At 61.1% G+C, this 13,100-nt stretch carries 14 protein-coding genes, 1 tRNA gene and 1 other RNA gene; 13 read left to right on the top strand and 3 right to left on the bottom strand.

Annotated elements, in window-relative coordinates:
- Positions 1-89 precede the first annotated feature (89 nt).
- Together ygiD and WA904_RS08425 are read left to right on the top strand one after the other, a co-directional pair.
- The gene (ygiD, locus tag WA904_RS08430; protein ID WP_425196671.1) at positions 90-944 is read left to right on the top strand and encodes a 4,5-DOPA dioxygenase extradiol; all 855 of its coding nucleotides are present in this window, start codon (positions 90-92) and stop codon (positions 942-944) included.
- Between the two features lie 32 nt (positions 945-976).
- Positions 977-1,345 carry a nuclear transport factor 2 family protein gene (locus WA904_RS08425; protein ID WP_425196670.1) on the top strand — a complete coding sequence of 123 codons (369 nt, stop codon included), beginning with the start codon at positions 977-979 and terminating at the stop codon, positions 1,343-1,345.
- 68 nt (positions 1,346-1,413) lie between these two features.
- Here WA904_RS08425 and WA904_RS08420 read toward each other — a convergent pair whose 3' ends face one another.
- Together WA904_RS08420 and WA904_RS08415 are read right to left on the bottom strand one after the other, a co-directional pair.
- Positions 1,414-1,992 (bottom strand): nucleotidyltransferase family protein, encoded by a 579-nt coding sequence (locus tag WA904_RS08420; RefSeq protein ID WP_425196669.1) that lies wholly within the window; start codon positions 1,990-1,992, stop codon positions 1,414-1,416.
- Between the two features lie 30 nt (positions 1,993-2,022).
- A complete protein-coding gene (locus tag WA904_RS08415) occupies positions 2,023-3,219 on the bottom strand; it encodes an amino acid aminotransferase (protein WP_425196668.1) in 1,197 nt (398 codons plus the stop codon).
- A gap of 171 nt (positions 3,220-3,390) precedes the next feature.
- Between WA904_RS08415 and uvrB the strand changes: the two genes are divergently transcribed.
- The 11 genes from uvrB (at position 3,391) to WA904_RS08360 (ending at position 12,270) form a co-directional block, all read left to right on the top strand.
- The gene (uvrB, locus tag WA904_RS08410) at positions 3,391-5,505 is read left to right on the top strand and encodes an excinuclease ABC subunit UvrB (protein ID WP_425196667.1); all 2,115 of its coding nucleotides are present in this window, start codon (positions 3,391-3,393) and stop codon (positions 5,503-5,505) included.
- Positions 5,506-5,849: 344 nt separating this feature from the next.
- Positions 5,850-6,386 carry a Fe-S cluster assembly transcriptional regulator IscR gene (gene iscR / locus WA904_RS08405; protein WP_077595009.1) on the top strand — a complete coding sequence of 179 codons (537 nt, stop codon included), beginning with the start codon at positions 5,850-5,852 and terminating at the stop codon, positions 6,384-6,386.
- A gap of 86 nt (positions 6,387-6,472) precedes the next feature.
- The gene (locus tag WA904_RS08400) at positions 6,473-7,690 is read left to right on the top strand and encodes an IscS subfamily cysteine desulfurase (RefSeq protein WP_425196666.1); all 1,218 of its coding nucleotides are present in this window, start codon (positions 6,473-6,475) and stop codon (positions 7,688-7,690) included.
- 41 nt (positions 7,691-7,731) lie between these two features.
- On the top strand, positions 7,732-8,118 hold the full coding sequence (gene iscU, locus WA904_RS08395; protein WP_077595007.1) for a Fe-S cluster assembly scaffold IscU: 387 nt from the start codon (positions 7,732-7,734) through the stop codon (positions 8,116-8,118).
- Between the two features lie 21 nt (positions 8,119-8,139).
- A complete protein-coding gene (gene iscA / locus WA904_RS08390; protein WP_077595006.1) occupies positions 8,140-8,463 on the top strand; it encodes an iron-sulfur cluster assembly protein IscA in 324 nt (107 codons plus the stop codon).
- Positions 8,464-8,511: 48 nt separating this feature from the next.
- Positions 8,512-8,586, top strand: a non-coding RNA gene (locus WA904_RS08385) — sX9 sRNA.
- A gap of 16 nt (positions 8,587-8,602) precedes the next feature.
- On the top strand, positions 8,603-9,124 hold the full coding sequence (hscB, locus tag WA904_RS08380) for a Fe-S protein assembly co-chaperone HscB (protein WP_425196665.1): 522 nt from the start codon (positions 8,603-8,605) through the stop codon (positions 9,122-9,124).
- A 36-nt stretch (positions 9,125-9,160) separates the two neighbouring features.
- A complete protein-coding gene (gene hscA / locus WA904_RS08375; protein WP_425196664.1) occupies positions 9,161-11,035 on the top strand; it encodes a Fe-S protein assembly chaperone HscA in 1,875 nt (624 codons plus the stop codon).
- A gap of 16 nt (positions 11,036-11,051) precedes the next feature.
- On the top strand, positions 11,052-11,390 hold the full coding sequence (gene fdx / locus WA904_RS08370; protein WP_425196663.1) for an ISC system 2Fe-2S type ferredoxin: 339 nt from the start codon (positions 11,052-11,054) through the stop codon (positions 11,388-11,390).
- Between the two features lie 64 nt (positions 11,391-11,454).
- Positions 11,455-12,162, top strand: coding sequence for a DNA polymerase III subunit epsilon (gene dnaQ / locus WA904_RS08365; RefSeq protein WP_425196662.1), 708 nt, complete (start codon positions 11,455-11,457; stop codon positions 12,160-12,162).
- A gap of 33 nt (positions 12,163-12,195) precedes the next feature.
- Positions 12,196-12,270 (top strand) — tRNA-Val (locus WA904_RS08360).
- 67 nt (positions 12,271-12,337) lie between these two features.
- Here WA904_RS08360 and WA904_RS08355 read toward each other — a convergent pair.
- Positions 12,338-12,946 carry an outer membrane beta-barrel protein gene (locus tag WA904_RS08355; RefSeq protein WP_425196661.1) on the bottom strand — a complete coding sequence of 203 codons (609 nt, stop codon included), beginning with the start codon at positions 12,944-12,946 and terminating at the stop codon, positions 12,338-12,340.
- Positions 12,947-13,100 lie beyond the last annotated feature (154 nt).

The raw sequence follows: 13,100 nt of genomic DNA, 5'->3' as shown, positions 1-13,100 counted from the left end.
CCAGACCGGGCAGACAGTTCCAAAAGCCTGAATAATGCGACGCTGGGCACGCTGGCCGCCGGCCCCGCCTTGCACCTGATGGACTGTTTATGACCGAAATCACCGGCGCCCTTGCGCTTGACGAATTCACTTCACTGAAAAAATCCGACCGCATGCCGGTGCTGTTCGTGGGCCACGGCAGCCCGATGAATGCGATCGGCGACAACGAATACCGGCGCAGCTGGCAGGCGCTGGGTGCGGAATTCGGCAGCAAGTACCCGCCGCCGCAGCTGATTCTGTGCATCTCCGCCCATTGGCTGACAGAAGGCTGGTGGCTGACCGGCATGGAGCAGCCCAAAACCATTCATGACTTCGGCGGCTTTCCGCAGGAGCTGTTCGACCAGCAGTACCCGGCGCCCGGCGCGCCGGCTGCCGCACGCGAGATCAGCCGCTTCGTGCGGCAGCGCGGCTCCGCCCCGCTAGGTATGGACCTGGACGCCTGGGGGCTGGACCACGGTGCCTGGTCTGTGCTCAAACCCATGTTTCCCGAGGCCGGCATTCCGGTGGTGCAGCTGAGCATGGATTACAGCCGCCCGCCGTCCGAGCACTATGCGCTGGCGAAACAGCTCAAGGGCCTGCGCGAGCGCGGCGTGCTGATCGTGGGCAGCGGCAACATGGTGCACAACCTGCGCCAGGCCCAGCGCGGCGCCGCGGGCAACCAGGCCTACGACTGGGCACTGGAATTCGACCAGACCACAGGAGGCTACCTGCAGCAGGGTAACCTCGATGCCTTGCAGAACTTCCAGAAGCTGGGCCAGCTGGCCCTGATGGCGCACCCGACCCATGAACATTACCTGCCGCTGCTGTATGCGGCAGGCGCGGTGGACAGCAGCGAAGCGCCGCGTTTTTTCAACACCAGTTTCCAGCTCGGTTCGATTTCCATGCGCTCCGTGATCTGGGGCTGACCTTTTGTACCCCTAGAAGAAAGAAGAACACCATGCCAAGCCGTCAAACCGTCCAGGACTTCATCGCGATGGTGGAGCAGGGCCATTACGTCGAGGCCATCGAGCAGTTTTATGCGCCGGACGCCAGCATGCAGGAAAACAGCCAGCCGCCGCGCCGTGGCCGGGACACGCTGGTTACCTACGAACGGGCGGTGATTGCGGCCTGCAGCGCCATGCGCACGCTGCCGGTCGAGTCATTCCTGGTCGATGGCGACTTTGTCGTGATCCACTGGGTCTTCGAATTCACCCGGAACTCGGGCAAGACCATGCGCATTGACGAGCTGGCCCACCAGCGCTGGCAGGGCGAAAAAATTGTCGAAGAGCGGTTTTTCTACGATCCTGTTGCCGCGCTGGCGGAGTAGGCCGGGTCTTCATTTGCTATCAATACTGCAGCCGCTTGCGCCCATCATATAAGGGCTGAAGCCACTTTTCATCTGAATATTTCGGCTGACAGACCCTCTTCTGCAGCCACAGGCAGCCGCAGCCAGGGCCAGCGTGCCTGGTAGTCACGGGCTTTCTGTTCGTACAGGCTGCCGTGGTCCACGCTCGGATTGGCCCGCAGCACCCCTTCGTACAGGTCACGCAGTCCGTAAGGCGCGTGCACCACCGTCTGGCCCGCCAGCTGCCGCAAACCCACGCTGGTGCTACCCACCAGGAAGCGGTTTATGCCTTCACAGGCACTTTGCAGGGGCGGGCAGGGCCGGCCGAACCAGGCCGGGTACCAGGTGTGCACGCGGGCCTGGTTTTTGACTTCCAGCTCCACGCTCAGTTCGGCAAAGGCATCCTGGGCGCGCCGGTTGATGGCGTGTTCTGCAGCCTCCGACAAATCGCCGGGGTCGAAGTAAAAGATGTCGTAGTCCTTGATGCCCGATTCGGGTGAGCGGCCGTCTAGCAGGTTCCAGACAGTCTGGAACAGGCAACCCCCCACGAGCCAGGCATCGGGCAGCTCGAGCTCGTGAAGGCGTTGCAGCAGGACGCGGTTGCAGTGGTTGTTCAGTGCGTCCCGCACAAACCGCTGCTGCAGCTCCACGCTGCCGATTTACATCACCTTGGCGATGGACGCGCAGACGTGGGCGATGTTCTTGCTGTTCAGCGCAGCCACGCACATGCGGCCGGTGTCGGTGCCGTAAACACCGAACTCATTGCGCAGGCGCACCATCTGGTCCTTGGTCAGGCCCGAGTAGCTGAACATGCCGATCTGCTGGGTGATGAAGCTCATGTCTTCCTTCACGCCGGCGGCTTTCAGCCCGTCCACCAGTTTCTGGCGCATTTCCTTGATGCGCACGCGCATTTCGCCCAGCTCTTTCTCCCACAAGGCACGCAGTTCCGGGTTGTTCAGCACATTGGCGACCACGGTGGCGCCATGGATCTGCGGGTTGCTGTAGTTGGTGCGAATGACGATCTTGAGCTGCGACAGCACGCGCTCGGCTTCGTCCTTGCTCTCACACAGCACCGACAGGGCGCCGACGCGTTCGCCGTACAGGCTGAAGCTCTTGGAAAACGACGTCGAGACAAAAAACGACAGGCCTGCCGCGACAAACTTGCCGATGACGGCACCGTCTTCCTTGATGCCGTGGCCAAAGCCCTGGTAAGCCATGTCCAGGAAGGCCGTCAGGTTGCGTGTCTTGACGGTGGCGACCACCTGGTCCCACTGGTCGCTGGTGATGTCGTAGCCGGTCGGGTTGTGGCAGCAGGCGTGCAGTACGACGATGGTGCCGGCCGGGGCGGCGTTCAGCGCAGCCAGCATGCCATCGAAATTGACACCGCGTTTGGCAGCGTCGTAGTAAGGGTAGCTTTCAACGACAAATCCGGCCTGGGTGAACAGGGCGCGGTGGTTCTCCCAGCTCGGGTCGCTGATCAGCACCTTGGCATCCGGGCTGAGTTTTTTCAGGAAGTCGGCGCCAATCTTCAGGCCGCCGGTGCCGCCTATGCCCTGCGCGGTGGCCACGCGCCCGCTTTTCACCGGCTCGCTGTCGGCGCCGAACACCAGGGCCTTGACGGCGGCATCATAGGCAGCCACCCCGTCCATGGGCAGGTAGCCGCGCGGCTTGGGCGATTCCATCATGGCTTTTTCGGCGGCCTGCACACATTGCAGCAGGGGCAGCTTGCCGTTGTCGTCGTAGTAGACGCCGACACCGAGGTTAACCTTGTTCGGGTTGGTATCGGCATTGAATTGCTCGTTCAGGCCCAATATAGGGTCACGGGGAGCCATCTCGACGGCGGTGAAAAGCGACATGAAAATCCTCTGATAGGGTGGTTTGTGTTTTTTAACGGCCCGGCAGCCCGTCTGGTTTACCGGGTGTTACGCAAACATCGGGGTGATCGGCGGTTCCGGGAATCGCCCATCGCCCAAATGTCGTATTCTGTTCGGTTACCCCGGATTTTAGCGGGCCAGGATTGAGTTTTTATGCCAGAACTGATTGAAGTTATTCCCGATTCAACTGCATTGCCCGCCGCCGGCGAGTTTGTGCGTTTCCCAGACTCGCCTTTCGAGCTCTTCATGCCTTACCCACCGGCCGGCGACCAGCCGGTGGCCATCGAGCAGCTGGTGGAAGGCATCAACGACGGCGAGGTGTTCCAGACCCTGCTGGGCGTGACCGGCTCGGGCAAAACCTTCACCATGGCCAATGTGATTGCCCGGCTGGGCCGGCCGGCGATTGTGTTTGCGCCCAACAAGACACTGGCGGCGCAACTGTACAGCGAGTTTCGCGAGTTCTTCCCGAAAAATGCCGTGGAGTACTTCGTCAGTTATTACGACTACTACCAGCCCGAAGCCTACGTGCCGCAGCGCGACCTGTTCATCGAGAAAGACTCGGCCATCAACGAACACATCGAGCAGATGCGCCTGTCGGCCACCAAAAGTGTGCTGGAACGGCGCGACACCATCATCGTGGCCACCGTCAGCGCGATTTACGGCATCGGAGCGCCCGAGGACTACACGCAGATGCGTTTCATCGCGCGCTCCGGCGACAAGATGAACCAGCGCGATGTGATTTCGCGCCTGATCCGCATGCAGTACGCGCGCAATGACCAGGACTTCGCGCGTGGCACTTTCCGCGTGCGCGGCGACGTGATCGACGTGTTTCCGGCGGAGCATTCCGAGCTTGCCATCCGCATTGAGCTGTTCGACGACGAAATCGAATCGTTGCAGCTGTTCGACCCGTTGACCGGCCGCATCCGCCAGAAAGTGCCGCGGTTTGTGGTGTACCCCAAGAGCCACTACGTCACGCCGCGCGACAAGGTCATGGCCGCGGTCGAAACCATCAAGCTCGAGCTGTCCGAGCGGGTGGCCCAGTTCATTGCCGACGGCAAGCTGGTGGAGGCGCAGCGCATCGAGCAGCGCACCCGCTTTGACCTGGAGATGCTTAGCGAAATTGGCCACTGCAAGGGCATTGAGAACTACACCCGCCATCTGAGCGGCTCGCCGCCGGGCTCGCCGCCCTCGACGCTGTGCGACTACCTGCCCAAGGACGCGATCATGTTCCTGGATGAGAGCCACGTGATGATCGGCCAGCTCAACGCCATGTACAACGGCGACCGCGCGCGAAAGACCACGCTGGTGGAATACGGCTTTCGCCTGCCGAGCGCGCTGGACAACCGGCCGCTGAAGTTCGAGGAGTTCGAGGCCAAGATGCGCCAGGCGATTTTTGTGTCGGCCACGCCGGCCGCTTACGAACAGCAACATGCCGGCAAGGTGGTTGAGCAGGTGGTGCGGCCCACCGGGTTGGTGGACCCCGAGGTGGAAGTGCGACCGGCCACCCACCAGGTGGACGATGTGCTGCAGGAAATCCGCATTCGCGTGGACAAGAACGAACGCGTGCTGATCACCACGCTGACCAAACGCATGGCCGAGCAGCTGACCGACTACCTGACCGACAACGGCGTCAAGGTGCGCTACCTGCACAGCGATGTGGACACCGTCGAACGCGTGGAAATCCTGCGCGACCTGCGGCTTGGCAGCTTTGATGTGCTGGTGGGCATCAACCTGCTGCGCGAGGGGCTGGACATTCCCGAGGTAAGTCTGGTGGCCATCCTGGACGCCGACAAGGAAGGTTTTTTGCGCGCCGAGCGCAGCCTGATCCAGACGATCGGCCGGGCGGCGCGCAATCTCAATGGCCGCGCCATCCTGTATGCCGACCGCGTCACCGATTCGATGAAAAAAGCGATGGGCGAGACCGAGCGCCGCCGCAACAAGCAGATTGCGTTCAACCTGGCGCATGACATCACGCCGCGCAGCATCGTCAAGCGCATCAAGGACCTGATTGACGGGGTTTACAGCGAGAAATCAGGCAAGGAAGCGGAAAAACTCGAAATCCAGAAAGCCCTGGTCGAGGACATGAGCGAGAAAGACATCGCCCGGGAAATCAAACGGCTTGAGAAACTGATGATCGAACATGCGAAAAACCTGGAATTTGAGAAAGCTGCCAAAGTGCGCGACCAGTTGCATGTTCTCAAGCAACAGGCTTTTGGCGCCCCGGGCATCGACAATGTGCCGCTTTCCGCCGGTCCCAGCAGCCCTTGATCCCTTGACTTGAGGGGGGCACAGGGTGACTCGGGGGCCTGCTGGCCGCCCGCATCCGGACTCAGGGAACGTAGTTGCACGGAAAGGGTCGAATACCCGGCAGCGGGTGAAGTTCGGGTCACATCTCCTCTCCGGAACCAGTCGTCCGGGGTCGGGGTGCCGAGCGAATCCGGCCCCTCTCATGCTATACTTGACGAAAACAGTCAGGAACAGCCAAAACAACAGAAACCCTGAGCCAAGGCAGGCCGATTGGCAGGGGTGGGTAGGAGAAAGTTCCTTGTAGTCCATAAGACTTACAAGGTGAGCCAAACGACAGTCAAGCCAACTTTTTAAGGAGCTTGAAAATGCGCCTAACAACCAAAGGCCGCTTTGCGGTCACCGCGATGATTGACTTAGCCCTGCGCCAGAACAATGGCCCCGTGACCCTGGCGGCCATCAGCCAGCGCCAGCAGATTTCGCTGTCCTATCTGGAGCAGCTTTTCGGTAAACTGCGCCGCCACGAACTCGTGGAGTCCACGCGCGGCCCGGGCGGCGGTTACACGCTGGGCCGCAAGGCTGCCGAAATCACCGTGGCCGACATCATCGTGTCGGTGGATGAGCCGATTGATTCCACCCAGTGTGGCGGCAAGGAAAACTGCCTCGGTGATGGTGGCCGCTGCATGACGCACGAATTGTGGGCTTCGCTGAACAGCCGCATGGTGGAGTTTCTTGATTCCGTGACCTTGCAGAAACTGGTCGACGACCAGTTGGCCAAGGGCGTGGTCGTTGAAAACACACCCATGGTGAAGAAAGCCATTTTCACTGCGCCGGTGGCCAAGCCGATGCGTGTCAATGCGCCCAATTCGGTTTTTGCCCTGGGCAACGCGTTCTCGAAGTCCTGAGCGGATGGGTTGGATGGGCGTGATCGCCTTAAACTGCCGTCCTTTTTAGATGCTGCCAGCCAGCCGTGAATTGAAAAGCTAGCCACATGGAAACTCCCCACTTCCCCATTTATATGGATTACAGCGCCACGAACCCGTGTGACCCACGGGTGGTGGACGCGATGATCCCCTGGTTGCGCGAGCATTTCGGCAATCCCGCCTCGCGCAGCCACGCCTGGGGCTGGGAAGCGGAAGCCGCTGTTGAAAAGGCGCGGGAGCAGGTGGCCGAGCTGATTGGTGCCGACCCGCGCGAGATTGTCTGGACCAGCGGTGCGACCGAGTCCAACAACCTGGCACTCAAGGGCGCTGCGCATTTCTACAAATCCAAAGGCAAACACCTCATCACGGTCAAGACCGAGCACAAGGCCGTGCTCGACACCTGCCGCGAGCTGGAACGCCAGGGTTTTGACGTGACTTATCTCGACGTGCAGGCCGATGGCTTGCTCGACCTCGAGGTGCTGAAGGCGGCCATCCGTCCCGACACGATCATGGTCAGCGTCATGTACGTCAACAACGAAATCGGCGTCATCCAGGACATCCCGGCGATTGGCGCGCTGTGCCGTGAAAAAGGCATCATTTTCCATGTCGATGCCGCGCAGGCAACGGGCCGTGTGGATGTCGACCTCTCGGCTTTGCCGGTTGATCTGATGAGCCTGACCTCGCACAAAACCTATGGCCCCAAAGGCATTGGTGCCCTGTATGTGCGGCGCAAGCCTCGCGTGCGGCTCGAAGCGCAGATGCACGGCGGCGGCCATGAGCGCGGCATGCGTTCAGGAACCCTGCCGACGCACCAGATCGTGGGCATGGGCGAGGCCTACCGCATCGCCAAGGCCGAGATGCATGAGGAAAACAAGCGCATCCGTGCGCTGCACGAACGCATGCTGGCCGGCCTGAAGGATGTGGAAGAAGTTTTCCTCAACGGCCATGCCGAAAAACGCGTGCCGCATAACCTCAACATGAGTTTCAACTTTGTCGAGGGCGAGTCGCTGATCATGGGCATCAAGGGCCTGGCGGTTTCCAGCGGATCCGCCTGCACCTCGGCCAGCCTGGAGCCCAGCTATGTGTTGCGTGCCCTGGGCCGCAGCGACGAACTGGCGCACAGCAGCCTGCGCATGACGATAGGCCGCTGGAGCACCGAAGAAGAAATCGACTACGCCGTGGCGACGATCAAGGAAAACGTGGCCAAGCTGCGCGACCTGTCGCCGCTCTGGGAAATGTTCAAGGATGGCGTGGACCTGTCCACCATCCAGTGGGCGGCCCATTAAGGCCAGCCCGCTACCCAAGACAGCTTAAAGAGGTAAACAAAATGGCATACAGCGAAAAAGTGGTAGACCACTATGAAAACCCCCGCAACGTCGGCTCGTTTGAAAAGGGCGACGACACGGTAGGCACCGGCATGGTCGGTGCGCCGGCCTGTGGCGACGTGATGAAGCTGCAGATCAAGGTCAACCCGCTGACGGGCGTGATTGAAGATGCGCGCTTCAAGACTTATGGCTGCGGTTCGGCCATTGCCTCCAGCTCGCTTGTGACCGAGTGGGTCAAGGGCAAGACCCTGGACGAAGCGGCAAGCATCAAGAACAGCGCCATTGCCGAAGAGCTGGCCCTGCCACCGGTGAAAATCCATTGCTCCATCCTGGCCGAAGACGCCATCAAGGCGGCCGTCAGCGACTACAAGCTCAAGCATACCCACTAACTTTTCATTGACCCGCGAATCATGTCCGTCACCCTCACCGACGCCGCAGCACGGCACGTCACCCGCTACATGGCCAAACGCGGCAAGGGTGTGGGCGTGCGCCTGGGCGTCAGGACCACCGGCTGCTCCGGCCTGGCCTACAAGCTTGAATACGCCGATGAAATCGCGCCTGAAGACGTGGTGTTCGAGGACAACGGCGTGAAGGTGCTGGTGGACCCGAAAAGCATGGCTTACATCGACGGCACCAAACTCGACTTTGTGCGCGAGGGGCTCAATGAAGGCTTCAAGTTCATCAATCCCAATGAGCGCGACCGCTGCGGGTGCGGCGAATCTTTTCGGGTGTGAAGCTACTGCGCAGGCGTGATCGAGGCGCGTGCAGTGCTCGCCATCCTCACGTACTCCAAGTACGCTCCGGTTGCTCCGCGCTGGCCGCACCTCGCTGACGCCCGCTCGCTACGCTTCCCATCCCGAAAACGGGCTTTCCGTGACAAGTCTCCAATCCAACGATTTCGAACTTTTTGACGTGCCCGTGCAGTTTGCGCAGGACCGCGCGGTGCTTGATGCCCGCTGGAAAGAGTTGCAGCGTGAAGCACACCCTGACAAGTTTGCGGCGCAAGGTGCATCGGCCCAGCGGCTGGCCATGCAATGGTCGGTGCGCATCAATGAGGCTTACCAGCGGCTGAAGAATCCGCTCAGGCGTGCCATGTACCTGTGTGAGTTGCATGGCGCGCCCATCCAGGCTGAGAGCAACACCGCCATGCCCCCGGATTTCCTGGTCCAGCAAATGCAGTGGCGCGAGGCGCTGGAAGAGGCGCAAGGGCTTGAAAGCCTGGAAGAAATAGCCGCCCAGGCCAATGAGAGCAAACGCATCCGGCTATCAAAAATAGAGCAATCGCTGGACCGCGAGAAAAATTTTCCGGCAGCGGCCCAGCAGGTGAGAAGCCTTATGTTTATTGAGCGCTTTGGCAGCGAGATTGATGCCCGCATCGACTCGCTGGGACAATAGACTTTCACAGACCTCTTCGCGCGACCCAGAACATTCATGGCACTACTGCAAATTTCCGAACCCGGCCAGACGCCTGATCCGCACCAGCGGCGTGTGGCCATTGGCATCGACCTGGGTACCACCCATTCGCTGGTGGCCAGCGTGCGCAATGGCGTGGCCGAATGTTTGCCTGATGCGCAGGGCCGCGTGTTGCTGCCCAGCGTAGTCCGCTATTTGGTGGACGACAACGGCGCCATCGGCCGCCAGGTCGGGTTTGACGCGCAGGCCGCGCAGGTCCAGGACCCACAAAACACCATCGCCTCGATCAAGCGTCTGATGGGCCGTGGCATTGAGGATATTGGCAGCCGCGCCCAATTGCCTTACGAGCTGATCGACAAACCCGGCATGGTCACGCTGCAGACGGTGGCGGGCGAGAAAAGTCCGGTCGAAATCAGTGCCGAGATCCTGGCCACGCTGCGCTACCGGGCTGAAGACACCTTTGACGACGAGATTTATGGCGCGGTCATCACGGTGCCGGCATATTTTGACGACGCCCAGCGACAGGCCACCAAGGACGCGGCCCAGCTGGCCGGGCTCAAGGTACTGCGCCTGATCAATGAACCGACGGCCGCAGCCATCGCCTATGGACTGGACAACGCCAGCGAGGGAATTTATGCCATCTACGACCTCGGTGGCGGCACCTTCGATATTTCCATCCTGCGCCTGACACTGGGTGTGTTTGAGGTTGTGGCCACCGGCGGCGACTCGGCCCTGGGTGGCGACGATTACGACCGCGCCCTGGTCGACTGGGTGCTGGCCAAGGCGGGGCTGGCCGTCGACACGCTCACGCCTGGCGACAAGGCGGCGCTGCTGCAGACTGCCCGCGCCTGCAAGGAAGCCCTGTCTGCTACAGATTCAGTAGCATTCTCCGTCCGACTGGCAAGGGCTAACGTGCAATTCGATATGAAGGCTGCGGACTTTGAAGCCGCCACGGCCGGCCTGACGCAGCGCACCCTGACGGCTGTCCGCAAGGCCTTGCGCGATGCGGAGCTGGGCAAGGACGAGGTCCAGGGTGTGGTGCTGGTGGGAGGGTCCACCCGCATGCCGCAGGTGCGCCGCGCGGTGGCTGGCCTGTTTGGCCGGGAACCCCTGATCAACCTGAACCCGGATGAAGTGGTGGCGCTGGGTGCTGCCATTTCAGCCAACCAGCTGGCCGGCAACAGCACCGGTGGTGACTTGCTGCTGCTCGACGTGATCCCGCTGTCGCTCGGTATTGAAACCATGGGCGGGCTGGTCGAGCGCATCGTGCCGCGCAACCAGACCATTCCGACGGCGATGGCGCAGGACTTCACCACTTACCAGGATGGCCAGACTGCGCTGGCGCTGCATGTGGTGCAGGGCGAGCGTGATTTGGTGGCCAATTGCCGCAGCCTGGCGCGGTTCGAGCTGCGCGGCATTCCGCCCATGGCGGCCGGTGCAGCCCGCATCCGCGTGACCTTCACGGTGGACGCCGACGGCCTGCTTAGCGTGAGCGCGAAGGAGCAGGGCAGCGGCGTGGAGGCAAGCATCGATGTGAAGCCTTCCTACGGCTTGTCAGACGACGAGATCGCCCGCATGCTGCAGGAAAGCTTTTCGACGGCCCAGCAGGACATGCAGGCGCGGGCACTGGCCGAGGCACAGGTGGATGCCGACCGCATGCTGCTGGCCACGCGCAGTGCCCTGGATGCCGACGCCGATTTGCTGGCCCCCGACGAGCAGTTGGAGATCGACCGGCTGATGGCCGAACTGGCAGGCATCCGGCTGCAGGGCGACGCCGCGCAAATCGAGGCCGCCATCAAGGCCCTGGCGGCAGGGACCGAAAACTTTGCCGCTCAGCGCATGAATCGCGGCATCCGCCAGGCCCTGGCCGGAAAAAACATAGCGACCGTCTGAAAGCGCCGAATCCATCATGCCCATCATCAAAATACTGCCTCATCCCGAATACTGTCCGAACGGTGCCGAAGTTTCTGCGTCGGCCGGCACGTCCATCTGCGAGGCACTGCTCGACAACAACATCAACATCGAACACGCCTGCGACATGAGTTGTGCCTGCACCACCTGCCACGTCATCGTGCGTGAGGGAATGAAGTCGCTCAACGAGATTGACGAGAGCGAGGAAGACCTGCTGGACCGTGCCTGGGGTCTGGAACCCAACTCGCGCCTGAGCTGCCAGGCCATCCTGGCGCAGTCCGACGTGACCGTCGAGATCCCCAAGTACTCCATCAACCACGCCAAGGAAGTCCATTGAGGATTTGCGGTTCCCGCACCTGATCCGGGAACGACAGGAAACTTTTGGTCCCTACAATCAGGCCATGCGCCAAATTGTTCTAGACACGGAAACCACCGGCCTGTCCGCCGAAAACGGCGACCGCATCATCGAAATCGGCTGCGTCGAGCTGATCGGACGCAAGCTCACCGGCAACAACAAGCACTTCTACCTCAACCCGGAGCGCGAGAGCCACGAAGATGCGCTCAAGGTACACGGCATCAGCAACGAGTTCCTGCAGGACAAGCCCAAATTCCCTGCCATTGCCGACGAACTCCTGGCTTACCTGGAAGGCGCCGAGGTCATCATCCACAACGCACCGTTTGACATCAGTTTCCTGAACAAGGAACTGGAGCTGATGGGGCGTGGTCCGGTCGGGCAATGCGTGGCCAAGGTCACAGACAGCCTGATGATGGCCAAGGAAATGTTTCCCGGCAAACGCAATTCGCTCGATGCGCTGTGCGATCGGCTGGAAGTCGACAATTCCGGGCGCACCCTGCACGGCGCCTTGCTGGACGCGGAATTGCTCGCCGATGTGTATATCAACCTGACGCGTGGCCAGAACTCGCTGGTGATGGAGGTGGGTGGCAGTACGCAGGAGGGAGGCGCTGCCGTGCTGATCGACCTGAGCGGATTCGATTTGCCGCTGTTGCTGGCTAACGATCAGGAGATGGCTGCGCACGAAAGCCTGCTCGCCGATATTGATAAAAGCAGCAAAGGCAAAACTGTGTGGCGCGTGCTGGCCAGCGCATGAGAAAAGCCCTTATAATCTGAGGCTGACCAAACAGGGCGGTTAGCTCAGGGGTAGAGCACTGCATTCACACTGCAGGGGTCGCAAGTTCGAAACTTGCACCGCCCACCAAAAATCAAACCCCAAGCCAGTGACTGGCTTGGGGTTTTTCTTTGCCCTGCGGTTTGGGATCGCCCGCTCAGAAGCGATATTTCAAACCGATGGTGGTCGCATGGACAGGTTCCCGTCCGACGCCTGCAAACTTCATTTCATGGCGTTCCCACTGCAGCACCGCTGACCAGTTCTGGGTGAAGTTGAAGTCCACCCCCGCGCCCACTGACAACCCGAAGCCATCCTCGTCGCCCGCGGTGATGCCCGATCCCGGGGTAGCGGAGACCTTGGTGCTGCCGTAGGTTGTACCCAGTTTGCCGAACAGGCCCACTCTTTCACTCAGGGGAACCTTGCCGATGAGGCTCAGGTTGACGCCCCGTGCCTCCGTGGTACCGCCTCCGCGGGCGATGTCACCCATGTCGATGTAGCCGAGCTCCAGTCCGAAGTTGTTGTTCAGCATGCTGCCGCCGTAGATGCTGAAGGCATCGTCCTTGTCGCCGCAACTGAACAGCCCGGTGCCGCAGCCCTGGCGGTAGTTGGACTGCCCGGCACTGAAGCCGATGTAGCCGCCGGCGGGGGCATACCAGGATCCGCTACCAGACCCGGAAGTGGAGGTTTGTGCCTGAGCGGAGATACCAAAGGCCATGGCTGCTGCGCCTAGCGCCAGGCCCGGGAGGGTACGACTGAATTTTTTCACAATGACTCCTTGTTGGAAAAGGAAACCCGGCCCTCATGGGACAGGTGTAGTTAACAAGCAAGGGTCAATCTAGGCCGGCGTCCATGACCGGTTTGTCGGAAGCGCGTGAAGGCGTGTGTAGGACAAAAGAAAGCCGGCAGGGGGACCCAGGATC

The sequence above is a fragment of the Polaromonas sp. genome, assembly GCF_049790275.1.
Classification (GTDB): Bacteria; Pseudomonadota; Gammaproteobacteria; order Burkholderiales; family Burkholderiaceae_C; genus Polaromonas.
Note: the sequence above shows the minus strand (reverse complement) of the source record. Positions and strands in the feature narration are given on the sequence as shown.